At 71.5% G+C, this 22,533-nt stretch carries 22 protein-coding genes; 9 read left to right on the forward strand and 13 right to left on the reverse strand.

Translation table 11 applies throughout. From position 1 onward, the window contains the following. Positions 1 to 54: 54 nt before the first annotated feature. The gene (locus ACYVF7_RS03360) at positions 55 to 678 is read left to right on the forward strand and encodes an NAD(P)-dependent oxidoreductase (protein ID WP_460334657.1); all 624 of its coding nucleotides are present in this window, start codon (positions 55 to 57) and stop codon (positions 676 to 678) included. A 78-nt stretch (positions 679 to 756) separates the two neighbouring features. On the opposite strand, the gene ACYVF7_RS03365 is transcribed toward ACYVF7_RS03360, so the two are convergent. Beyond that, entirely contained in the window at positions 757 to 1,902 is a 1,146-nt protein-coding gene (locus ACYVF7_RS03365; RefSeq protein ID WP_460334660.1) for an epoxide hydrolase family protein, read from the reverse strand. A gap of 52 nt (positions 1,903 to 1,954) precedes the next feature. Here ACYVF7_RS03365 and ACYVF7_RS03370 point away from each other — a divergent pair, with 52 nt between their 5' ends. After that, positions 1,955 to 3,010, forward strand: coding sequence for a helix-turn-helix transcriptional regulator (locus ACYVF7_RS03370; RefSeq protein WP_460334663.1), 1,056 nt, complete (start codon positions 1,955 to 1,957; stop codon positions 3,008 to 3,010). Here the strand turns inward: ACYVF7_RS03370 and ACYVF7_RS03375 are convergent. Continuing rightward, positions 2,972 to 3,796: an SAM-dependent methyltransferase gene (locus tag ACYVF7_RS03375; RefSeq protein ID WP_460334666.1), complete on the reverse strand. Its 825-nt coding sequence runs from the start codon at positions 3,794 to 3,796 to the stop codon at positions 2,972 to 2,974. The two genes, ACYVF7_RS03370 and ACYVF7_RS03375, sit on opposite strands and share 39 nt — an antisense overlap. Before the next feature lie 177 nt (positions 3,797 to 3,973). Between ACYVF7_RS03375 and ACYVF7_RS03380 the strand changes: the two genes are divergently transcribed. Further along, on the forward strand, positions 3,974 to 6,460 hold the full coding sequence (locus ACYVF7_RS03380) for a penicillin acylase family protein (protein ID WP_460334669.1): 2,487 nt from the start codon (positions 3,974 to 3,976) through the stop codon (positions 6,458 to 6,460). Here the strand turns inward: ACYVF7_RS03380 and ACYVF7_RS03385 are convergent. Together ACYVF7_RS03385 and ACYVF7_RS03390 are read right to left on the reverse strand one after the other, a co-directional pair. Further along, positions 6,442 to 6,651, reverse strand: coding sequence for a hypothetical protein (locus ACYVF7_RS03385; RefSeq protein WP_460334671.1), 210 nt, complete (start codon positions 6,649 to 6,651; stop codon positions 6,442 to 6,444). The two genes, ACYVF7_RS03380 and ACYVF7_RS03385, sit on opposite strands and share 19 nt — an antisense overlap. A 52-nt stretch (positions 6,652 to 6,703) precedes the next feature. After that, positions 6,704 to 7,786: a helix-turn-helix domain-containing protein gene (locus ACYVF7_RS03390; RefSeq protein WP_460334674.1), complete on the reverse strand. Its 1,083-nt coding sequence runs from the start codon at positions 7,784 to 7,786 to the stop codon at positions 6,704 to 6,706. A 531-nt stretch (positions 7,787 to 8,317) separates the two neighbouring features. Here ACYVF7_RS03390 and ACYVF7_RS03395 point away from each other — a divergent pair. Then, on the forward strand, positions 8,318 to 8,677 hold the full coding sequence (locus ACYVF7_RS03395) for a hypothetical protein (RefSeq protein WP_460334677.1): 360 nt from the start codon (positions 8,318 to 8,320) through the stop codon (positions 8,675 to 8,677). Here ACYVF7_RS03395 and ACYVF7_RS03400 read toward each other — a convergent pair. Both ACYVF7_RS03400 and ACYVF7_RS03405 read right to left on the reverse strand, forming a co-directional pair. Further along, entirely contained in the window at positions 8,665 to 11,733 is a 3,069-nt protein-coding gene (locus ACYVF7_RS03400) for an AfsR/SARP family transcriptional regulator (RefSeq protein ID WP_460334680.1), read from the reverse strand. The two genes, ACYVF7_RS03395 and ACYVF7_RS03400, sit on opposite strands and share 13 nt — an antisense overlap. Before the next feature lie 253 nt (positions 11,734 to 11,986). After that, complete coding sequence (locus ACYVF7_RS03405) at positions 11,987 to 12,481, reverse strand: hypothetical protein (protein WP_460334682.1); 495 nt, start codon at positions 12,479 to 12,481, stop codon at positions 11,987 to 11,989. A gap of 89 nt (positions 12,482 to 12,570) precedes the next feature. Here ACYVF7_RS03405 and ACYVF7_RS03410 point away from each other — a divergent pair, with 89 nt between their 5' ends. Next, positions 12,571 to 13,509, forward strand: coding sequence for an ArsR/SmtB family transcription factor (locus ACYVF7_RS03410; RefSeq protein WP_460334684.1), 939 nt, complete (start codon positions 12,571 to 12,573; stop codon positions 13,507 to 13,509). 44 nt (positions 13,510 to 13,553) lie between these two features. On the opposite strand, the gene ACYVF7_RS03415 is transcribed toward ACYVF7_RS03410, so the two are convergent. Beyond that, positions 13,554 to 14,324, reverse strand: coding sequence for an aminoglycoside phosphotransferase family protein (locus tag ACYVF7_RS03415; RefSeq protein ID WP_460334687.1), 771 nt, complete (start codon positions 14,322 to 14,324; stop codon positions 13,554 to 13,556). A gap of 143 nt (positions 14,325 to 14,467) precedes the next feature. Continuing rightward, complete coding sequence (locus tag ACYVF7_RS03420; protein WP_460334690.1) at positions 14,468 to 15,166, reverse strand: hypothetical protein; 699 nt, start codon at positions 15,164 to 15,166, stop codon at positions 14,468 to 14,470. Positions 15,167 to 15,238: 72 nt separating this feature from the next. On the opposite strand from ACYVF7_RS03420, the gene ACYVF7_RS03425 reads away from it, so the two are divergent. Then, positions 15,239 to 15,868 (forward strand): TetR/AcrR family transcriptional regulator, encoded by a 630-nt coding sequence (locus tag ACYVF7_RS03425; RefSeq protein ID WP_460334693.1) that lies wholly within the window; start codon positions 15,239 to 15,241, stop codon positions 15,866 to 15,868. A 12-nt stretch (positions 15,869 to 15,880) separates the two neighbouring features. Here the strand turns inward: ACYVF7_RS03425 and ACYVF7_RS03430 are convergent, their stop codons facing one another. Then, positions 15,881 to 16,681: a cupin domain-containing protein gene (locus ACYVF7_RS03430; protein WP_460334696.1), complete on the reverse strand. Its 801-nt coding sequence runs from the start codon at positions 16,679 to 16,681 to the stop codon at positions 15,881 to 15,883. A gap of 66 nt (positions 16,682 to 16,747) precedes the next feature. Here ACYVF7_RS03430 and ACYVF7_RS03435 point away from each other — a divergent pair, with 66 nt between their 5' ends. Further along, the gene (locus tag ACYVF7_RS03435; RefSeq protein ID WP_460334699.1) at positions 16,748 to 17,314 is read left to right on the forward strand and encodes a TetR/AcrR family transcriptional regulator; all 567 of its coding nucleotides are present in this window, start codon (positions 16,748 to 16,750) and stop codon (positions 17,312 to 17,314) included. Positions 17,315 to 17,329: 15 nt separating this feature from the next. Here ACYVF7_RS03435 and ACYVF7_RS03440 read toward each other — a convergent pair whose 3' ends face one another. Beyond that, on the reverse strand, positions 17,330 to 17,896 hold the full coding sequence (locus ACYVF7_RS03440) for a TetR/AcrR family transcriptional regulator (RefSeq protein ID WP_460334702.1): 567 nt from the start codon (positions 17,894 to 17,896) through the stop codon (positions 17,330 to 17,332). Between the two features lie 136 nt (positions 17,897 to 18,032). Between ACYVF7_RS03440 and ACYVF7_RS03445 the strand changes: the two genes are divergently transcribed. Then, positions 18,033 to 19,043 carry an NADP-dependent oxidoreductase gene (locus ACYVF7_RS03445; RefSeq protein ID WP_460334705.1) on the forward strand — a complete coding sequence of 337 codons (1,011 nt, stop codon included), beginning with the start codon at positions 18,033 to 18,035 and terminating at the stop codon, positions 19,041 to 19,043. A 20-nt stretch (positions 19,044 to 19,063) separates the two neighbouring features. Next, positions 19,064 to 19,213 carry a hypothetical protein gene (locus tag ACYVF7_RS03450; RefSeq protein WP_460334708.1) on the forward strand — a complete coding sequence of 50 codons (150 nt, stop codon included), beginning with the start codon at positions 19,064 to 19,066 and terminating at the stop codon, positions 19,211 to 19,213. A 14-nt stretch (positions 19,214 to 19,227) separates the two neighbouring features. Here the strand turns inward: ACYVF7_RS03450 and ACYVF7_RS03455 are convergent, their stop codons facing one another. Genes ACYVF7_RS03455 through ACYVF7_RS03465 form a run of 3 tightly spaced genes read right to left on the reverse strand, consistent with a single transcriptional unit; the run spans position 19,228 to position 22,432 of the window. Continuing rightward, positions 19,228 to 19,986 (reverse strand): ABC transporter permease, encoded by a 759-nt coding sequence (locus tag ACYVF7_RS03455; RefSeq protein ID WP_460334710.1) that lies wholly within the window; start codon positions 19,984 to 19,986, stop codon positions 19,228 to 19,230. Then, positions 19,983 to 21,500: an ABC transporter permease subunit gene (locus tag ACYVF7_RS03460; RefSeq protein ID WP_460334713.1), complete on the reverse strand. Its 1,518-nt coding sequence runs from the start codon at positions 21,498 to 21,500 to the stop codon at positions 19,983 to 19,985. The genes ACYVF7_RS03455 and ACYVF7_RS03460 overlap by 4 nt, the downstream gene beginning before the upstream one ends. Next, positions 21,497 to 22,432 carry an ABC transporter ATP-binding protein gene (locus ACYVF7_RS03465; RefSeq protein WP_460334716.1) on the reverse strand — a complete coding sequence of 312 codons (936 nt, stop codon included), beginning with the start codon at positions 22,430 to 22,432 and terminating at the stop codon, positions 21,497 to 21,499. The genes ACYVF7_RS03460 and ACYVF7_RS03465 overlap by 4 nt, the downstream gene beginning before the upstream one ends. Positions 22,433 to 22,533: the final 101 nt, after the last annotated feature.

Below are 22,533 nucleotides of genomic sequence, written 5' to 3' on the forward strand. Positions count from 1 at the left end.
CGTCCGCGCACCGGCTGGCGCACAGGATCCGGCCCTGGTGAGAGGCGGTTACCGATGAACATCGTGATCTTCGGCGCGGGCGGCCGGGCCGGGCGGCAGGCCGTCGCCGAGGCGCGCCGGCGCGGGCACCAGGTCACCGCCGTGGTCCGCGACCCCGCGCGCCACGGCGACCTGACCGACGCTCGGGTCGTGGCGGGCGACGTCCTGGACACGGCGGGCGTCGCGCAGGCGGCCGCCGGGCACGACGCCGCCATCAGCGCCGCCGCGGACCTGGCCGTGCCGTCCCACGACTTCTTCACCGCGTCGGCCCGCGCCCTGAACACCGGTCTGGTGAAGGCGGGCGTGCGCCGGCTGGTGATGGTCGGCCTGGCGTCGATCCTGCCCGGGGCGTCCGGTGCTCCGCTGATCGACGAGCCCGGCTATCCGAACGAGTACCGCTCCTTCTCCCTCGGCCACGCGGCGGGCCTGGAGGAGCTCCGGACCGGCGACCTCGACTGGGCGTACGTCGCCCCCGCGGGCGACTTCGACCACGACGGCGGGCGCACCGGCCGCTACCGGGTCGCCGAGCACGGCGACGCGGCCAGCCGGATCTCGTACGCGGACTTCGCGATCGCCCTGCTCGACGAGGTCGAGGCCCCTCGTCACCACCGCGCCGCCGTCAGTATCCGGGAGGTGTGACGCCCGACGTCCAGGTCCACCAACTGGAGGGCCGCGACGTCGAGCATCATCAATTCCCAGAGCGTCAAAGGCCGGGCTTCACCGCACCGTGCGGAAGAAGGCCCGGATGTCCTCGACGAGCAGCTCGGGCGCCTCCATGGCGGCGAAGTGGCCGCCCCGGTCGAATTCCGACCAGTGCACGACCTTGTGGTCACGTTCGGCGATCCGGCGGACGCCCGGGTCGCCGGGGAAGACGGCGACGCCGTGCGGCAGCGGAGAGTACTCGGTGGCGGCGCCCCATGACTTCTGTGTCTCCTTGTAGAGACGGGCCGACGAAGCGGCGGTCCCGGTGAACCAGTAGATGCTGATGTCGGTGAGCAACTGGTCGACGTCGACCGCGTCTTCGGGTAGCTCTCGCGCCGGGTCGGTCCACTCCTTGAACTTCTCCGCGATCCACGCCAACTGCGCGGCGGGCGAGTCGTGCAGGCCGAACGCCAGGGTCTGCGGCCGGGTCGCCTGGATCATCGCGTAGCCGGCGCGGTCCTGGTCCTGGTATTGGCCGAGTCGGGCGAGTTCGGTCTCGGTGAGCCCCTCGAACTCGGCCGGGTCGCCCGTCGGGAAGCCGAGGCCGCCGTTGACGTGCACGCCCGCGACGTGCGCGGTGTCGGCGCGGCCGAGCATGGGCGAGATGACCGCGCCGCTGTCCCCGCCCTGCGCGCCGTAGCGCTGGTAGCCGAGGCGACGCATCAACTCGGCCCACGCCGGGGCGACCCGGTTCAGATCCCAGCCGGTCTCGGTGGTCGGCCCGGAGAAGCCGAACCCGGGGATCGACGGCGCGACGACGTGGAACGCGTCGGCCGGATCGCCGCCGTGCGCGGCGGGGTCGGTGAGCGGCCCGATGACCTTCATGAACTCGGCGACCGAGCCGGGCCAGCCGTGCGTGATGATCAGCGGGAGCGCGTCCTGCTCGGGCGAGCGGACGTGCAGGAAGTGGATGTTCTGCCCGTCGATGCGGGTCGTGAACTGCGGGAAGGCGTTCAACCGCGCTTCGGCGGCACGCCAGTCGAATCCGGTGCGCCAGTACTCGGCCAGCCGACGCGCGTAGCCGGCCGGGACGCCGTAGGACCAGTCGACCCCGGGCAGTTCGTCCGGCCAGCGGGTCGCGGCGAGACGGTCGCGCAGGTCGTCAAGCTGCGCCTGGGGGACGTCGATACGGAACCGGTGGATCTCTGTGTCGTCGTTCATGTTCATCACGGTAGAAGCCAGTTAGGACAGGTGCGGTCCTAGGATGGCCGCCATGTTGGAGACATCGGCGCGGCTGCTGCGGCTGCTGTCGCTACTGCAGATGCCGAGGGACTGGCCGGGCGCGGAACTCGCCGAGCGGCTGGGCGTCTCGGCCCGGACCATCCGCCGCGACGTGGACCGGCTGCGCGAGCTCGGATACACCGTGCACGCCACCGCCGGGGCGCCCGGGTACCGCCTCGGCGCCGGTACCGGGGTGCCACCGCTGCTGCTCGACGACGACGAGGCCGTCGCGGTCGCCGTCGGACTCGGCACCGCCGCGGTCTCCGGCGTGGCCGGGATCGACGAGACCTCGGTCCGCGCGCTTGTCAAACTCGAGCGGGTCCTCCCGCCCCGGCTCCGGCATCGCGTCGGCGCCCTGCGCTCGGCCACGGTTCCGCTGGCATCCTCGGCGGACGCGGTGGACCCGGCCGTGCTCACCGCGATCGCCACCGCCGTTCGCGACCGCGAGAGCCTGCGGTTCGACTATCGCGCCCGCGATGGTGCCGAGGGCCGCCGCACCGCCGAGCCGCACCGGCTGGTGAGCTCGGGACGCCGCTGGTACCTGGTGGCATGGGACACCGGTCGGCGTGACTGGCGCACGTTCCGCGTCGATCGGATGCGGCTGCGCACGCCGAACGGGCCGCGCTTCACCCCCCGCGAGCCGCCCGGCGGCGATCTCACCCGCTACGTGTCGGAGCAGATCTCCGTCCATCCGTACCGCTACCACGGCCGGTTCACGGTGCACGCACCCGCCGACGTCGTCGCCACCCGGATGCCGCCCACCGTCGCGGCGGTCGAACCGGCCACAGACGACACGTGCGTGCTCAGAGCCGGCTCCAACTCCCTCGACGAGCTTGCGGCGTGGGTCGCGCAACTCGGCGCCGCATTCGAGGTGCATGAGCCGCCCGAACTCATCGAACACGTCCGCGCGCTCGGCACCCGCCTCCTCGACGCGGCGCGTCGGACACCGCGGCCCGGACCCAAGGTGCCCGACCGGCACACCGCCGATCCGCCCCGCGACTCGGGGCGGTCAGCGGGCGGGGAGCCGTCCGACGCCTCCGAACAGTGAGGTCGTCCGCGGTGAGCCGTCGTCGTCCGGGTGCCAGTCGTACGGGCGCACGAGGCCGGGTTCGACCATCTCGTAGCCGTCGAACAGTGCCTGGATCTCCTTCTCGGTGCGGAAGACGATCGGGCTGGTGGCGTTCGCGAACCCGGCCTCCCACCCGGCGATGTCCTCCGCCGCGCCGTCGCTGGTCAGGTGGGACATCGCGACGTACGAGCCGGGGGCCTGGCGGTCGCGGAACGCGGCCACGATCCGCGCCGGGTCCTCGGCCGGGGTGACGAAGTGGAACACCGCGACGAACAGCACCGCCACGGGCCGGCTGAAGTCGATCAGCTCCCGCGTCTGAGGGTCGTCGAGCACCGTCTCCGGCTCGCGCATGTCCGCCGTGATGATCCGGGTGCCGTCCCCGGACAGCAGCGCCTTGCCGTGCACGGCGACGATGGGGTCGATGTCGACGTAGAGCACCTTCGCCGCCGGATCGACCTCCTGGGCGATCTGGTGGGTGTTGCGCGCGGAGGGCAGACCCGAGCCGACGTCGAGGAACTGCCGGATCCCGCACTCCCGCGCCAGGTAACGCACCACCCGGCCCAGGAAGCGGCGGTTCTCCAGTGCGGTGGACCGCACCCGGTCCTCGCCGATGAGCTCGTAGAGCTTGGCGTTGGCGTCCCGGTCCACCTGGAAGTGGTCCTTCCCGCCGAGCGCCTCGTCGTACATGCGTGCGGCGGTCGGCACCCCCAGCGGGATGTCGGGGACGGACGCGTCGTCGGCGCGGGACGGCTTCTCGGCGGGCACACGGCCTCCTCGGCGATGTTTTGACCAAGTCCGCAACAAAGATCAACGCTAGCAGCAGGCGTGTTCGCCCGACGGCCGAGTCGCGGGGAGACGATCCGTTCCGGCCGATGCGTTCCCGGATGTCGACCCGAATGGTTTACTGACGCGATCATCCCGCTTCCGGCGTGTGGAGGGTCGATGGTCCGGTTCGCGCCGCTGGCCAAACTGCCGCGACCGGCCCGCTGGGCCGTCCGCGTCCTGATCACCCTCCTGGCGCTCGCGCTGGTGCTCACGCTGTACGGGTGGTGGACGGTCCGGCGGTCGTACCCGCAGGTCGGCGGGCGCGTGTCGGTGCCCGGGCTGGGCGCGGACGTCACCGTCCTGCGGGACCGGTGGGGCGTGCCGCAGATCTACGCCGACGGCGCCGAGGATCTGATGCGGGCGCAGGGCTACGTGCACGCGCAGGACCGGTTCTGGGAGATGGACTTCCGGCGGCACGTCACGGCCGGGCGGCTGTCGGAGCTGTTCGGCAAGACCACCCTCGACACGGACAAGGTCGTCCGTACGCTCGGCTGGCGGCGGGTCGCCGAGCAGGAACTGCCGTTGCTGCGCCCCGACACCCGGCGCTACCTGGACGCGTACGCGCAGGGCGTGAACGCCTGGCTGGCCCGGCACCGCGACACCGCGACGCAGAGCCTGGAGTACTCCGTGCTCGGCCTGCAGCGGACCGGCTACCACCCCGAGCCCTGGACCGCCGTCGACTCCCTGTCCTGGCTCAAGGCGATGGCGTGGGACCTGCGCAGCAACATGGACGAGGAGCTGGGTCGCGCGCTCGCCGCGACGAAGGTCTCCCCGGCCCGCGCCGACCAGCTCTACCCCGGCTACCCGTACGACCGGAACCCGGTCATCGTCCCCGGCGGCTCCGGCGGGCGTACTGGCCCGGCGCCGCGCGCCCGCGCGCTGTCCCCGGCGCTGACCCGCGTCGCCGCCGCGATCCACGCCATGCCGACGATGCTCGGCAACGGCGCCCCCGGCCTGGGCTCGAACTCCTGGGTCGTCTCGGGCGCCCGCACGAACACCGGGAAGCCCCTGCTGGCGAACGACCCGCACCTCGCGCCGCAGATGCCGTCGATCTGGTACCAGGCCGGGCTGCACTGCCGCCGTCCGTCGGCGGCCTGCCCGTTCGACGTCACCGGGTTCACGTTCTCCGGCGTCCCCGGCGTCATCATCGGGCACAACGCCCGGATCGCCTGGGGCTTCACGAACCTCGGCCCGGACGTCACCGACCTGTACCTGGAGCGGGTCACCGGCACGACGTACGAGTACCGGGGCCGCCAGGAGCCCCTCGCGCTCCGGACCGAACAGATCAAGGTCGCCGGGTCGAAGCCGGTGACCATCACCGTACGCTCGACGCGGCACGGGCCGCTGCTGTCCGACGTCATGGCCTCGGCCCGTACGGCGGGGAACGGCGCGGCGGTCGCGCTGCGGTGGACCGCGCTCGACCCGGGCCGGACCGCCGACGCGATCGTGTCCCTGGACACCGCCGGGGACTGGACGCAGTTCCGCGCCGCCGCACGCTCCTTCGAGGTCCCGGCGCAGAACCTCGTGTACGCCGACGTCGACGGGCACATCGGCTACCAGGCGCCCGGCCGCATCCCGATCCGCACGAGCGGCGACGGGCGCTGGCCGGCGCAGGGCTGGACCGGCACGCAGGAGTGGAAGGGGTACATCCCGTTCGACGAGCTGCCCAGCGCGTACGACCCGCCGCAGGGCTACCTCGTCACCGCGAACAACGCCGCCACCGGGCCGGGCTACCCGCGGATGCTAACCCGGGACTGGGCGTACGGCTACCGCGCCGCGCGCATCACCGAGCTGGTCCGGCGCACGCCGGTCATGGACGCGGCGACGATGGGGCGGATCCAGCTGGACGACCGCAACGGCTTCGCGCCGACGCTGGTGCCGCACCTGCTGCGCGTCGGCTCGGGTCCCGCGGTGGCGCTGCTGCGCGGCTGGGACTTCACCCAGCCCGCCGGCTCGGCCCCGGCCGCCTTCTACAACGCGGTGTACCGGCACCTGCTGCTGCGGACGTTCGACGACGAACTGCCCGAGGACGCCCGGCCCGACGGCGGCGACCGCTGGTTCGAGGTGCTCTGGAACCTCCTGAACCGGCCGGACGACCCGTGGTGGGACGACGTGCGCACGCCGGCGAAGGAGACCCGCGACGACATGCTCCGCCTCGCGTTGAAGGACGCCGAAGGGGAGCTGCGCAAGCGGCTCGGCGGCGACCCGGCGAAGTGGCGCTGGGGCGACCTGCACACGCTGACGCTGACCAACCAGACCTTCGGCACCTCCGGGATCGGGCCGATCGAGTGGCTGTTCAACCGCGGTCCCCTGAAGCTCGCGGGCGGCGACTCGCTCGTCGACGCGACCGGCTGGAACCCTCAGGAGGGCTACCAGGTCGACTGGGTGCCGTCCATGCGGATGGTCGTGGACCTCGCCGACCCGAACCGCTCCCGCTGGATCAACCTCACCGGCGCGTCCGGCCACGCCTTCGCGGACCACTACTGGGACCAGGCGCCGCTGTGGGCGCGCGGCGACACCATCCCGATGCGGTCCGACCCCGCGACGATCCGCGGCGAGGCCGCCCACACCCTGACGCTCGTGCCTCAGCGGCCGCGCAGATAACGACCGGCCATGACCGGCGGCGTGCTCAGTGAGCGGCGTTCGGCGATCGACCAGGCCAGCCACACGTACTGGCCGTGCGCCCAGCCCAGCGGCGTGGCCGGGAACGTCGGTATGCCCGGCCGCCCGGCGGGCGGAGCGTCGTCCCACGCCTGCTCGGTGTAAAAGTGCTCGGTGAGGTCGCCGGGCTCCACGGCGGTGACCTCACCGTCGATGCGGGCGACCTCACCCGGGGGGCCGGGCGGCTCAGGAGGAGGGCTCGTCCGTCGGCTGTTCGTTGATGTTCAGCGGCCGGTACGGGCGGTAGGGGCTGGTCGCGGACAGGGCGTAGCGGAGCACCAGGTGATCCGTGCCGTATGCGCGGCGTTGCTGATAGACCCAGTACGAGGTGTGCGCGGTGTTCGCCCACTTCTCGAAGATCGCGACCTGCCGGGTGCTCGCCTGGCCGGTGGCATTGATGATCAGGTCGCCGGGGAGCAGCTTGGTCGGGGGGATCTGCCGGGCGTATCCGCCCCAGGCGAGGTTGGTGGAGTTGGGCCCCGGCGCTGGAAGGCCGAGGGCCATGGAGGCGTACCCGGAGCCGTCCGTACGGTAGCCGCCGCGGTTCTTCGACATGTCGTACGGGATGCGCTGGTCACTGTGCGGGCGCCAGGTCCGGGCGCGCGCGAGGATCTGCGGCCGGGTGATCCACTGCGCGTACGTCGGGGCCGGACGCGGTCGCCGAGCCGGTGCCGGCCGGAGCGACAGCCCGGCGGCGAGGCCGACGGCGCCAGCGGCGAGAGAGCAGCCGAGTGTGATGCCGATGTGGAGCATCCGTCTTCGTCTCGGAGCGCCGGACCGCCGGAACGCCGCCGCGTCGGAGCGTTCCGCGGAGATGTCCTCGCGCGCCGCGCCCTCCGGTGAGGCGCCATCGGGCACCGCGCCCTCCGGTGAGGCGACATGAGGCGTCGCTCCCTGCGGCGGGGTGAGATCAGGCGCTGAGTCCTCCGGCGAAACGACATCGGGCGCCGCGCCCTGCGACGAGGCGGCATCGGGCGCCGGGCCCTCCGGATCCTCGCCGGCGTGCTCCGGGACGGGAGGGATTCGCCGGTCGTCGTCCGCGCGGTACCACAGAGCCTGGAGGCGCCGCTTGTCACCGCCGCACAGCTCGGCCATGGTCTCGACGGCCGCACAAGGGATCCACGTCTCTCCGCTGAGCCAGCGTCCCCAGGACGAGCGGCTCGCGTAGGTCTTCCCCTCCAGCGCGCGGAGGTCGTACCCGGAACGCTCCTTCAGAGCGCGCAGCTCCTCCAGCAGGCTCCGGGTGGCTTGGGGGAGATTCTCCGGCAACGGGCGCTTTTGTCGGATCTGGCTTATGCGTGTATGCGTCATCTGTCGGCGGTCCAATGCTCCCCCTCGACTGGGCCGAAAGCCGATTGTGCCTAGGACGCGGGACCAGTTCCCCGCTGACGTTGCCGGTCGCACCGCTCACCAGGGTCAGCACGTTCCCGCTTCGTCCGCTCCATGCGGCTCCGCGTTGGGTCAGGCGTGGTTGGCGATTTTGCGCCAGCCGGTCCATTTCCCGCCTCCACTGGCTGGTTCGATCGGTGGCGCGCCGCCATCCGCGCGGGACTCGGTCCCTGCTGCGGCAACAGCTGGACCGGCCGAACTCGCCTCCCCTGAGGCGGTCAGTATTCGGCACCTGGGATTTCAAATCGATTACAGATGCTTTACCGGCCCAGCCGTAGACACGAGGCACGGATGGCGACCGGGCCGATGGCCGGAGCAAGCGGCATGTAGTCGATATGTAATCGGGCCCGCATATGTTCCGAACGTGGACTCGATCCGCGTTCCGCCGATGACCAAGGAGTGAAGAGCTCGATGAGAAGGTCGGTCTCCGTGCCACTGATCGGACCGGCTTACGGGACGCGCCGCGGTTCGTGGGTGTGCACCGTGGTCTCCGGCGTGCGAGTGTGCACCGCGCACCTGGCGCCGTCGAGCCAGACCGACTCGGACGGCCGGAGACTGCAACCGGCCGAGTGCGGCTACCTGCGGGACCGCGTGCTAGGCGGCTCCGCCGGCCGGTATTCCACGGTCTTCGCCGGTGACACCAACATCACGAAGCCCGGGATGAGCTGCGCGCCGGTCGGCTTCTGGGGTTTGCACGACCTCGAGGCGAAGGCCGCCGACCGCACGCCGACGAGCGGCCTGCAGCACGCCGCCGGGCGCTACTCCGCATGACCTGCGTTCTCGCGCTGGACGGTCTCCTGCGGCAGGGGAACACCGAGCTCGGTAAGGATCGACAGGCCTTCGCGGCGGAACGCTCGCGCGGCATCCTCCTCCACGCCGGTCGCGTCGATGATGTCGCCGAGCAGCAGGAGACACCTGGCCTTCCACAGCGGGACGGAGACCGCGTCGGCGAGTTCGAGGGCGTTCTCGAGCAGACCGCGGGCGTGCCGGTGCTCCCCGCGGCGATGCCGCAGGTCGCCGAGAAGGTAGAGGATCCGGGCGCGCATCAGCCGGTCGTCTCGCTCCTCGGCGCGGCGCAGCGCCGTCCTGAGGGATCGTTCGGCGTCGTCGGGTCGGCCGAGGGCCGCGTAGGCACAGCCGAGGCCGTGGTTCCCGTACATGTCACCGAGCCGGCTGCCTGCCGCGGCTGACGCGTCGTTGACGTACTCGAACAGCGACCTGGCGTCGTGGTTGCGGCCGAGGGCGAGCAGCGCCTGGCCGATCCAGTAGGCGGACTGGACCTCGATGTTGGTGTACCGGGCGTCACGGGCGACGGCGCGGGCTGTGGTGAGCACGGACACGGCGGTCTCCGCGTTGCCGCGTTCGTGGTGGACGCAGCCGATGACCATCAGGGCGTGTGCCCGGCCGGCGGCGTCGCCGACCTTCTGGAGCAACGCGCAGGCGCGTTCACCATCGCGCAGTGCCTCGGAGAACCGGCCGGTCATCCGGTGGACCACGGCGAGTTGCCGCAGCACTCGTCCGGTCCCGTGAGCGTCTTCGGTCGCCTCGAAGATCCGCAGCGCTTGGCGGAGGACGTCGAGTGCGCGGTCGTAATCGCGGCGCGCGGAGCAGAGCTCGGCGAGCCGCTCGAGCACGGCCGCCTCTCCGCGCCGGTTCCCCGACGTCCGCGTGGCCGGCAGGGCGACGTCGACGACTTGTTGCCAGGCGTCCACGTAGTGTGCGGGCTGGAACAGGATGGAGGAACGGACGGCGAGTTCCCAGCACAGCTCGCCCTCACCGAGGCGTGCGGCCTGGCCGACTGCGGCGGTCAGCCCGATCCGCTCGCGTTCCAGCCACTCTGCGGGCCGCTCGACGACCCGGTCGGCGATCTCATCGACGGGGAATCGCGTCGCGTCGCCGACCGTCGTCGTGTTGCCGCCGCCGTTCACGGTGTGCACGCTACGGTCGGTCAGCGCGAGCCAGCCGCCCAGGGCCCTGAGCACGGCGGCCTCCCCCTCGGAGACGGGGTCCTCGGCGAGGCAGCGCTCGCGTGCGTGGTCGCGGACGAGATCGTGGAAGTGGTACCGGACATCGTCCCCAGGGCTGTGGATGGTCACGTCGAGAAGTCGCGCGTCGATCAGCTGCTCGAGGATCTCGGTGCCCTCGGAGAAGGAGGCGTCCAGGACGGCGGCCGCCACCCAACCGGCGAAGTCGGGCGCCTCGAGCAGGCCGAGCAGCCGGTACAGCCGCCTGCCGGCGGGATCGAGGCCGTCGTAACTGAGGTCGAGGGCGGCCCGCACGCTCAGCCCACGATGGGTCAGCTCGTCCAACCGCCGACGATCCGCCAGCCGGGCGACGAAGTCGGCGATCCGCCAGTGCGGCTTGGCGGCCAGCCGGGCGCCCGCCACCCGCAGTGCCAGCGGGAGCCCGCCACATATCGAGGCGAGGCGTTCGACCGCATCGGGCTCGGTGGCGACGCGGGGCGCGCCGATGATCCGGGTGAGCAGGTCGACGGCCTGCCCGTGGTCAAGGACGTCGAGCTCGACGAGCCGCACGCCCGGCAGCGCGGTCAGCCGCGACCGGCTCGTGACGATCACCCGGCACCCCTCGCCGCCTGGCAGCAACGGAGCCACCTGCTGCTCCTCGGAGGCGTTGTCCAGCACGATCAGCATGCGCCGGTCCGCCACCATGCTGCGGTACAAGGCGGCACGCTCGCCGAGCCCCTCGGGAATCGCCGCCGGGCCGACGCCGAGCGCACGCAGGAAGCGGCCCAGCACCTCACCGGGATCGGCCGGCTCCTGCTCCGCACCGCGCAGATCGACGTACAGCCGCCCGTCGGGGCACTCCTCCCGCAGGTGATGCGCGACGTAGGTGGCGAGCGTCGTCTTGCCGACCCCGCCCATTCCAGCGACCGCCGACACAACGACGGCGCGGTGATCCGCCGACAGCAGGTCGAGCATCCGGTTCACCTGGTCGGCGCGGCCGGTGAAATCTCCGATCGCGGCCGGGATCTGGTCGGGGCGTACGGCCTCAGGGGCAGGCGCCGACGGCATCTCCTGACGCAGCACCCGGACGTGGGCGTCTCGCAGCTCGGGTCCGGGATCGACACCGAGTTGGTCCCGCAGACGGCCACGCGCCTCCTCGTACGCCTCCAGGGCCTCGGCCTGCCGCCCGCAGCAGGCCAGTGCCTCGATCCAGACGGCGAGAAGACGCTCGTCCAGCCGATGTCGCTTGATCAGTGGGCCGATCCGGTCGAGGGCCCGGCGCGGCGCTCCGGCCTCGAGCGCCACCCGCGCGTAGTCCACCGTCGCGGCGGCCCGCTCCCTCAGCAGCCGGGCCACGGCGGCGTGGTCGATGCTGTCCGGTGAGACGTCCTCCAGCGCGTCGCCGCGCCACAGGTCGAGGCCCCGCTCCAGCGCGTCGAGTCGGCCCGGCGCGTCCACGGTCGCGGCCTCGGCCGTCAGCCTGCGGAACACCGCCACGTCCACGTCCCCGCGCACGACCTCCAGCGCGTACCCCATGGTCGTCCGCCGTACCGTTACGGCCGTTCCGGCCACGTCGGCGAGCCAACGGCGCAACCGGTACACCGCGACTCCCAGCAGCGATCCGGAGGTCCCACGCTCACCCCAGACCGTCTCGGACAGCGCCGAGGCCGACAGGCCCGACGTCCCGCTGAGCGCGAGTGCTCCGAGCAGTGCCCGCGATACCCCCGACGACGGCCGTATCAGTGTTCCGGCACGCTCGACGCCCACCGGGCCGAGCACCACGACATCGGCCGGCTCCTCGTCCCCGCCCCCGAACTCCCCGCGCACGTTCGTCACTCCCATCGTGATCGACACGTACGACATGACCGCCGAACCCCACCTTATTCAGAGTTCTGGAATCCGCGACCGGTTCCCGCACGATGTCACATGCGATCCCGATCGTGACGAAGACGGAAGTCGTCATCGAAGCCCTTCGTGCCGGATGACGCCACGATGGGCTCGCGTGGCGATTCGACTCCGGTGAGCGTCCCGCCGTGCCTGGCGATGTGCCGGAAGCCGGAAACCCGCGGCTTGAGCCGTGGCCGTCGTGTGCGGACGGCCACGGCGCGGCCCGCGATCAGGCGAGCGTCGTGCAGAGGTTCTCGATGTCGGCGTGGAGGTGGGGGAAGTCCCGCGTGTTGTCGGGTGCGATCGTGAGCCGGAACCTGCCGTGCACGATGTACCAGCCGGCGGGGTAGGCCTTGTTGCCGATGTACACGCGGACGCTGGCTCCTCCGTCGAAGAACCACGCGGACCCGCCGTCCGCGAACTTGTGGAGCCGGCCGTAGCCGGATACGTCGCGCACGGCGGAGCGGCCGTTCGCGGTGTTGGTGAAGCGGATCACGAGCGGCCCGCGGAACTCCTGGATCCGCGGCGTGCCGTCCGGGAAGGTCGCGTCGGTGCGCACCTCCTCCTCGTCCCGGACGATGTCGCCGTGGACGGTGAACGGGCAGACTCCGGAGGTGGTGAACGGCTGGGCCCGGTACGGCTGCCAGTCGCTCGCCCGTGCGGCCGGGGCGCCCAGGACGACGGTCGAACCCGCGATCGCGGCGATGACGGATACCTTCTTCATGACCGGCCTTTCGGTAGGGGTTTCGCGCATCGTCCGCGCGGCCCGCACCGGGGTTCCATGGTTTCGGCCGACGCTGAAAGGTGGAGGCATTGTTGCGCTTGCGGTTCACCGCCGACGACCTGCTGCGGGTGCGCTTCGCCACCGGACCGGCCCCGCTCCTCGAACTGGGCATGGCGCTCGCCACCCTTCAGCGCGACGACGCCGTCTTCGCGCGCTGGGCCCGCCGTACCCGGCTGCCCAGTACGGCGCTCCCGCTGTTCGAGCTGATCCCGCCGAGCGCCACGGGCCCGCTCTTCGTCGACCCGGTCAGCGAGGGTTTCGAGGACGGCCTCGACCTGGTGCTGTCGACGCCGCCCGACCGCGCGCGGGCCGAACTCGTCCGCACCTGCCGCCCGACGCCGCTGCCACGGCGTCTGGCCGACCGCGACCGCGACGCCTGGCGGACGCTGGAGCACGCGCTGCGCGACGCGTACGGCGCCGTCATCGGGCGGGACGAGGCGCGGGTCCGGGCGAGCTACGACGGAGACCTCGCGTGGCGGCGGGTGGTCACCGCCGAGCAGGGGACCGGCGCCGCGCTCGCCGGGCTGTACCCGGGGTCGCGCTGGGAGGGCACCGACCTCGTGGTCGACGTCCCGGAGGACAGCGAGCACGCGCCCCGGGGACGCGGCCTCACGCTGATGCCGTCGGTGTTCTGGACCGGCCGGCCGCTGATCGGCACCCACACGGACCGCTCGATGCTGCTCGTCTACCCGGCGCTCACGCCGGTGCCCCTCGTCGACACCGAGCCGCCGGACGCACTGGCCGCCCTCCTCGGCCGGACGCGCGCCGCCGTCCTCTCGATCCTCGTCGAGCACCGGACCACCAGCGAACTCGCCCTCAAACTGGGCATCAGCGTCGCCTCGGCCTCGACCCACGCCAAGACCCTGCGGGGAGCGGGCCTCGTCGCCACCCGGCGGGAGGGCAAGGCGGTCCGCCATGTCGCGACGCCGCTGGGCCTGCGGCTCCTCCGGCAGGGCCTCACCTTCTGACGGTCGAGCCTCTCCGACGAGTCTCAGCAGCCCCAACGGGATGGCTACTCGAACAAGTGCCGGTTGGCGCGGCTCCAGGCGAGCCTTCCGGCCACTTCGTCAAGAAGACCGTCGGCGACCCAGCGGGCTTGGGGCTGGTGTCCTTGCTCGGCAAGCCTGCGGACCTGCTCGATTCCATCGCGCTGGACGTCGATGACCGCATCGATGACGCCTGCGGTGGAGGTCAGCCCGTAGGTGGCGGCGAACAACTCCAGGCGGTGACGCCGGTCGGGTGGCTCGGGGTAGCGCAACCAGCGGACGCATTCGGCGTCGTCTCGAAAGGGTGTGACGTACTGCAGCGCGTAGGCGAGGTCGTACATGCGGTCCGCGGGACGGGCGTAGTCCCAGTCCAGAATCCCGACCGGGCGCTCACCTCGCCAGACGACGTTCCACGGGCCGAAATCGCCGTGGCAGATCACCTCGTCGTCGCCCAGCCCTGTCTCGCCGGTGAACCAACCGACCTCCTCGGATGGGCGAAAGCCGGCGACCGCGTCGTGATAGTGGCGCAGCAGGCAGGCGAAGGCCATCAGCCCCGCGTCGTCGACCACCTTGGCCCAGCCTTGCGGGCCGGACTCGCCGTCAATGTAGGTGAGAATCTCACGATCATCCGGGTCGATCCCCAACACCCGCGGCGAATACGGAAACCCGACGTCTTCTAGATGCCGAAGCAGCCCGTGGACGGCCGGCGTCCACGCGTGGGTGGGCCTGCGGACGGTATCGCCGACACGCACCACCCTGCGGTAGGGAGCGTCCTGCAACACGTGCTCATCCGCCATGCGTTCAGAGACTAGCGCGGCGCCGGATGAGGGCTTGGGCGACCGACTTAGCGCCTCACTGTGGGTGACCTGCTGGTGCTCATCGGCCCGGCACGGCGGGAGCCCGGCCGTGACCCCGGGTTCCCGCCGCGCAGGGCCGTCGTTCACCGCTCATCTCGTACGGTGACGGCGTTCGTGGCCCGGTCCGGCGGGGCGGCCAGGCGGATCAGGCGGACGCCGTACGTCACGATCCAGGCCACCCAGATGAGCCAGCCGGCGAGGCCGATGAACCCGAGCGGGCCCTCTGCCTTCATGACGAGGTAGGCGAGGCAGGCCGAGGCGAGCTGGAGCGCGGCCGCGGCGAACCCGAGCGTGGCGTGCCAGGGGCGGATCAGCCGGGTGCGAAGGCCCGCCACGGACAGCCCGACGAGCGCGATCGCCAGGAACGTGCCGTTGAGCGTGAACATCGCGTCGTGCAGCGCCCACAGGGCCGGCGTCGCCGCGGGGTCGTCCGGGGCCGTCCTGGCCAGGGCGAGACGGCCGGCGGTGACTCCGGCGAAGGTGGCGTTCTGCAGGATCAGGCCGGCGAAGCCGACCAGAGACCAGGCCTCGCCCCGTTCTCGTTCGGACCGCCACATCGCGGCGACCGCGCCCGCGCCGAACAGCGTCGCCAGCGCCCACGCGAGGGGGGTGAACGCGGACCCGAGGCCGACGATGTCGCCGTTCGCGCGGAAGAAGGCGGTGACGTCGTCCGGCCCGGCGCCGGTGAGCGGCAGGCCCGCCGGGGCCATGACCAGGTTGGCCGCCACGATCGTGGCGGCGAAGCCGACGGCGGCGATGCCGCTGATCCGGGAGAAGCGCATGAGCCGTGCCTCCAGAGGTTTACGCTACTTATATTCAATATAAGCTGCATAAAAGACTTAGGGTTGCCAGGCATGGATGCAGAGGCGGGGGGCCGCCGTCGTTACGACTCGCTGCGCCGTACGACGCAGGCGCTGGAGACGCGGGCCGGGATCGCCCGCGCCGCACGGCGGCTCTTCGTCGACCGGGGCTGGGCCGCCACGACCGTACGCGACGTGGCGCGCGAGGCCGGGGTGTCCGTGCCGACCGTCTATTCGGTGTACGGCAACAAGGCGGGGCTGACACGCGCGCTGGCCGACGCCGCCGCCCTGTCGGCCGACCTGTCCCAGCAACTGGCGGACCTGGAAGTCCATGAGGCGGATCCGGGGCGGCAGCTGGCGGCGATGGCCGGCTTCGACCGGCGCCTGTACGAGCGGGCCGGAGACGTCATCACGCTGCTGCGCGAGGCCGGCCGTACCGAGCCCGAACTCGCCACGGTCTACCGCGACGGCCGCCGGCGGGCCGACGAGACCCGCACGGCGGTGTTCTCCTCATGGCCGGCCGGCGTCCTCCGCGATGGCGTGGACGTGCCGGCGGCGGTCGACATCTACGCGGGCCTGTGCAGCATCGACGTCTACACCACCCTCACCGTCGAACGCGGCTGGTCGCCCGAGCGGGTCGAGCGGTGGTGGAGCGAGGCCCTGGCCCGGGAACTGCTGAACTGACGCCCGTGGCCGTCAGGGCCGCTCTTCGTACGTGATGCCGTACTTGGCGGCGATGGGGTTCAGGCTGCGCGCGTCGAGCTCCCCGCCGGTGCTGACGTGCCGCCTGGCCTCGATCAGGTCCTCGATGAAGCACTCCCAGCCGCCGGGCGAGGAGATCTGGAGCACCCGCGGCGGCCGGCCGGAGCCGGGACGCAGGGCGTGCGGGACGCCGTGCGGCAGCAGCACGAACTGCCCCTGCGTCGCCCGGTACGTCCGGTCGACGAACTCGACGACCAGCTCGCCGTCGAGGACGTAGATGCTCTCGTCCGCCCGGTGATGGACATGGCGTGGGATCTGCTGGGCGACCACCATCTCCAGCAGCGACAGCCGGTCATCGGTGTCGGTCGAGCGGACCTTGGAAGCGAACGCGGGCGGCACCCGCAGCCGGCCGGGCCTTACGTCGCCCTTGCCCAGGAGGTGGAAGCGGCTCTTGTCGCCCTTCTCGTCGCCCGGCGAGGACAGGTGCAGCGCGTGCACGGGCGTGTCGGACAGGCCGCGCATCGCGTGCGTGACGCCGCCGGGCAGGAACGCGCACATGCCCTCGGTGAGCCGGTGCGTCTCGCCGTCGAAGTCGAGGCCCAGCTCGCCGTCGAGCACGTAGACGAAAGTGTCGGAGGCGTGGGACGGGAGGCCGATGTGGCCGCGTTGCTCAACCAGGGCGAAGCGGCCCTCGGTGTCGTCGACGCCCGCCTTGACGGTCGTCCCCGGCGGGAGCGAGACGCGGGTGGGCCGGGACGCGCCGGCGTCGAGCAGGATGAAACGGTCTTTGGACATCAGCTATCCTTCGATATACGGATTCGGAATCCGATTCCGCTTAGTCTAGGTAAGGGAACGTCCCGGATGTCAAACGCCGCGCCCCGCAGGCCCCGCACCGACGCCGAACGCAACCGTGGCCGTGTGCTGCAGGCCGCCACCGAGCTGTTCGCCCAGCACGGCGATCAGGTTCAGATGGCGGACGTCGCCAAGGCGGCGGGCGTGGGCGTCGGCACCGTCTACCGGCACTTCCCGACACGCCAGGCGCTCATCGAGGCGGTGGCCGAGCAGCGCTTCATCGAGATCCTGCGGTTCGCACGCGAGGAATGCCTGGCGCGCCCCGACACGCGCCAGGCCCTGGCCTGCTTCTTCGCCCGCATCGGCCGGGTGCACGAAGAAGGCCGCGGGGTGTCCGGCGCCATCGAGGCCGCTCTCGGGGACACCGAGCCGCGTGGCCAGGTCGGCGCCGACCTCCTCGCCATCGGCGAGGAAATGCTCGAACGTGGCCGGTCCGACGGAACGCTGCGCGCCGACGTCAAGGTCGCCGACCTCTACATGATCGCCGGTGCGGTCGCCGCGATCAGCCGCAACGCCGTCGGCGACTGGCACCGCTTCATCGACATCGCCCTCGACGGCCTCCGGCCTCGCCCGTGATCCCCGGCCGCCGCCTCACAGAGCCTCGTGCGGCCGAGCGCTCGTCAGAACTGCGCTCGCGACAACGTTGAAGAGGTGATCGGCGCGTGGCGCGAGCGAGGGTTGATCGCCGAGCCAGGCGAGCATGGCTATCAGCGCGAACAGATCGGTGCCATCGATATCGCTCCGCGCCATGCCCGCGGCCTGGGCACGGGTGAGGAGCCGCGCACCGGCCGCGCGCAGAGTGACGCACGAAGCGTGGAGTGCGGACTCGGCGTCCTCGATGGCGGCTGCCATCAGCACGGTCACGCCCCGATACTCGGTTGTCCACGTGACGCAGTCGCGTAGCCACGAAACGAGAGCGTCTTCGGGCGAGCTCGACGTCTCGAGCTCGCCTGCCTTTGCCGTCAGTTCGTCGAAGCTCGTGTGGAGCAGGGCTTCGAGCAGTGCCTCGCGCGTCGGGAAGTGCCGCAGCAGCGTCGCGAGCCCGACATCGGCCTTGCGCGCGATGTCGCGCAGTGACACGTCGACGCCCTGCTCGGCGATGGCGGTTCCCGCTACTGCGAGCACGTGGTCGCGGTTCTTCCTGGCGTCGGCCCGCATCTGTCCCTCTCGATTATCCGGATCGGTGATCCAGTTGACTATCCGGATCAGTGGTCCATATATTCGGATCAGTGGTCCGGATAAACGGACCACTGATCCGATAAGCGTATCCCCTGGCAGGGGTAGGGAGAAAACGATGCCGACACACACGATGAGGGCCATCCGGCTGCATGAGCACGGCGGCCCTGAGGTTCTGCGTTTCGACGAGGTGCCGATTCCCGAGCCGGGGCCGGGTGAGGTGCTCGTCCGCGTTCACGCGGTCGGCATCAATCCTCCGGACTGGTACCTGCGCGACGGGCTGAGCAACATACCTCCGGAGACGAGGCCGAAGTTCGATCTGCCCGTGATTCCGGGGACGGATGTGTCGGGTGTCGTCGAGGCCGTCGCCACAGATGTGGAGGGCTTCTCCGTCGGTGATGAAGTCTTCGGTCTCCTTCGCTTTCCCAGCTTCGACGGCAGGGCGTATGCCGAGTACGTGGCCGCGCCCGCGTCGGACCTGGCACGCAAGCCGGCCGGCATCGATCACGTGCACGCCGCCGGGGCGCCCATGTCCCTGCTGACGGCGTGGCAGTTCCTGATCGAACTCGGACACGATCACCCCTCGCCCTTCCAGGCGGCGCGGCATCGCCCGGTGGCACTCGGCGCCGACACGACGGTGCTCGTCAACGGCGCCGCGGGCGGCGTGGGGCACTTCGCACTGCAGCTGGCGAAGTGGAAGGGCGCATGTGTCATCGCGGTGGCATCGGGCGGGCATGAATGGTTCCTGCGCGAGCTGGGCGCCGACGAGTTCATCGACTACACCAAGAGTCGTCCCGAGGAACTCGTGCACGACGTCGACCTTGTTCTCGACGCTGTCGGCGGCCGCGAGAGCAGCCGCTTCCTGCGCACGCTCAAGCACGGCGGCGCCCTGTTCCCCGTGTTCTTCGGCGAGTACGACGACGGGGAGATCGCGAACTTGGGCGTCACGGTCTCGGGCACCCAGGTCCGCTCTAACGGCGCGCAGCTCGCTGAAGCGGGACGCCTGCTCGACACGGGCACGGTTCGCGTCGCGATCGACAGCACATTCGCGCTCGCGGACGCCCGAGCGGCACACGAACGCGCCGCCCGAGGGCACATCCAGGGCAAGATCGTGCTCACGGTCGCTTAGGAACGGGCCGTGTCACCGACGTGTCCGCCGGCGCCCGTCCGCGGGGCACCGGCGGCGAGCTCGGGGCGCGTCTGGCGACCAAGGGATGTTCGCCGCCGGAGACCGCCGAGACGATCCCGGCCGGGTTCTGGGCTTTCGCCGAGTTCCAGACCCGGAACGAGCCGGAGTGACCTCGGACGGGCGCCTAGGCGTCGCGGATGCGCAGAAGCAGGCCGCCGGCCAAGAGCGCCGAGGCGGCCCATCCGGCGGTCACGCCGAGGCCGGCCCAGGGGCTGATGGGCAGGCTATGGAGGTCGGTGGTGGCCTGGATGGCGAGCCCGGCGCTCATCGGCGCGATCTGCTGGAGCAGGCGCTGCCAGTGCGGATCGCTGATGGTCTGGGAGACGATGGGGACGATGTAGAGCAGGCCGAGGACGACCCCGATGCCGGTGGCGGAGTCCCGCACGGCGGTCGCGATCCCGAGGCTGAGAAGGGCGATCAGAATCAGGTAGAGGACCGTCCCGACGACCGCGCGCAGTGTCGGCCCGTCGGCCAGGGACAGGGACTGGTCGCCGGGGCCGGGCAGGATGAGCCGCCCGGCGAGCACCGACCCGAGGACGGCGACCGTTCCGGCGACGGCCACGACGCCGGTGAGAGTGACGGCCTTGGCCGCGAAGGCGGTGGCTCGCCGCGGCACCGCCGTCAGGGTGGTGTGGATCATGCCCGAGCCGTACTCCCCGCTGATGATCAGCACTGCCAGGATGGCGACGAGCGCCTGGCCGAGGTAGACGCCCATGAGCGTGATCCTGGTCGTGTCGCCGCCGCAGCCATGGGCCGTGCAGTTCACCACCGAGGTCGCCACGGTGCTCAGGGCCACCGTCACCGCGACGGTACCGAGCAGCAGCCATAGGGGGCCGGCGACGGTCCGTATCTTCGTCCATTCCGCGTGCAGCGCCGGTCTCATGCGTCCCTCCTGTGGAGAAGGACGGCGGCCACGGCCAGGCCTGCCACCGCGTAGCCGGCCAGGACGGCGAGCCCGGCCCACGGCGCCAGCGGGTAGTAGCCGTAGTAGGGCGTGTAATTGCTGACGACCTGGTGATACGGCACAAGCGTCTGCTGGACGGCGAAAGCCGCGCCCGGTGTCACCGTGGCCACCCCCTTCGACACGCTCGCGGGCAGGAACGGGATGGCGATCAGGATGTAGGGCAGCACGATGGCCACGATGACGGTGGTCACCGCGCCCGCACTGTTCCGGAAGATCGTGCCGACGGAGAGAGCCAGGACCGAGGCGGTCGCGAGCAGCGCCGCGGTCCCGAGCTCCACCCGCAGCTCGGTCGAGGACGACACCGGGAAGATGTAGACGCCGTTGCCCCGGGCGAGCCGCTCACCGAGCGGAGTCGCGAGGATCGTCCCCACCAACCCGGCGACGAAGGTGACGGCCCACAACACGATCGCCTTGGCGACCAGCACCCGGCTCCGCCTCGGACTCGCGGCCAGGGTGAGATGGATCATCTTGTTCCGATACTCCGCGGTGAAGAACAGCGCCCCCACGACGATCACCGCGACCAGCGCGGCGAACGTGCCGGTGAGGACGTCCCGGAGGAGGCCGCCGGTCGGCAGGCTGTCGCGGACGGCGGGCGCTATGTCGCCGGCGCCGGTCACCGTGAACCGGGCGCCGGATCGCGCGAACGAACCCGAGCCGTCCTCCGGGTAGCCGGCGAAGCTGGGGGATTTGGCTCCCACCTGATCGCCGGTCCAGTCGCCGCCGGCCCAGCCCCCCTGGGTACGAAGATCTCCGAAGGCGGCCGTGGACACGCTGCCGCGCGTGCCCCCGCCGCTCACGGCTTGCGGAGAGGCGACGAACAGCCCGGCCTGCGCGGTCGATCCGAGCCCGCTCACCTGCGCGGTGCCCACCTTGGTCCATTTCGCGCCGTCGGCGGAGGCATAGCCGGTGATCGCGTCGCCCGAGCGGTCCAGCCGCAGCCAGCGGGGAGCCGGGCCGGGGAGGCCGGCCGTGTCGTGGACGTAGTCGTCCTGCATCCGTACGCCGTGGCTGCCGGTGACCATGATCGCCGCGTAGGGCGATCCCTGGCGAGTGCTCTCCTTGACGATGAGCCCGGCCTTCGCCCACGGCACGATGCCGGGCCGCAGGTCCCCGGGGCGCTCAGGGATGCTGCTCCTGAGCGCGGAGACGGAGACGGTGATGCTGCCGTCTCCGCTCAGCGGCCGGTGCACGAAGTAGAAGCTGTCGGTGACCGGCCCACCGTTCGGTCCGGTCGGAACGGGCGGTGCGCCCTTCTGGTTGCCGCTGGCCCCGACGAGCAGGGCGAACAGCACCATCATCAGAGCCGCCGCCACCATGCCGATCACCCAGCCCCGTACGGTTCGGAACTTGGTCCATTCCGCGTGCAGCAACTGGGGGAAACCGTCCCGCCCGGCCCGTTGGCCGGATCGGGAAGGCGTGACCGTGGGGGTCACCGCGACACCTCCGTGGGCGTCGCGGCGCGGAACTCGACCGCCTCGCGGGTGAGTTCCAGGTAGACGTCCTCGAGGGTGGCGCGGTGTGCCGACACCTCGGAGAACGGCACCGCGTTCGCGTTGAGCAGTGTCACGATCCGGTCCGCGGGCAGGCCGGAGACGGTGATGGTGTCGCGGTCGGTGGCCGCCACGGTCGCGCCGGCATGCGCGAGCACCCTCATCGCGTGCGACCCGGCCGTGGTCCGCAGGGCCACCCGGTTCTTGGAGGCGGCCGCGATCAGGTCGGCCACGCCTGCGTCGGCGATGGCCCTGCCGCGCCCGACCACGACGAGATGGTCGGACGTGTCCTGCACCTCGCTCATCAGGTGGCTGGAGACCAGCACGGCGCGGCCCTGAGCGGCCAGCGACCGCAGGAAGCCGCGCATCCAGATGATGCCGTCGGGGTCCATGCCGTTGAACGGTTCGTCGAGCATGATGATCGGCGGATCGCCCAGCAGGGCGGCCGCGATCCCGAGCCGCTGCCGCATGCCGAGCGAGTAGCCACCGGCCTTGCGCCGGGCCGCCGAGGTCAGGCCGACCTGCTCGATCACCTGGTCCACCCGCCGCGCGGCCAGGCCCTGCGAATGCGCCAGCCAGAGCAGGTGGTTTCGCCCGCTGCGGCCGGGATGCAGCGCCGCCGCGTCCAACAGCGAACCGACATGGTTCAGCGGGTGCCGAAGACTGCGGTACGGCCGGCCCTCGATCAGCGCGGTGCCCTCGTCGACCGCGTCCAGGCCGAGGATCACCCGCATCGTGGTGGACTTCCCGGCCCCGTTCGGCCCCAGGAAGCCGGTCACCGCACCCGGGCGGACGGTGAAGGACATGCCGTCGAGGGCGAGAGTCGCCCCATAGCGCTTACGCAGTCCGGCGACGACGATCCCCGCGGAGCTCATCGCGGCGAGCTCACGTTTCGAAGTGGATTCATGCCGACGGTTGTACGCGGCACCCGGTTCCAGCCCGGTCGCAGCGGCTGCGACCTGGCTGCGACCTGGGA

This window comes from Actinoallomurus acanthiterrae (genome assembly GCF_054775715.1).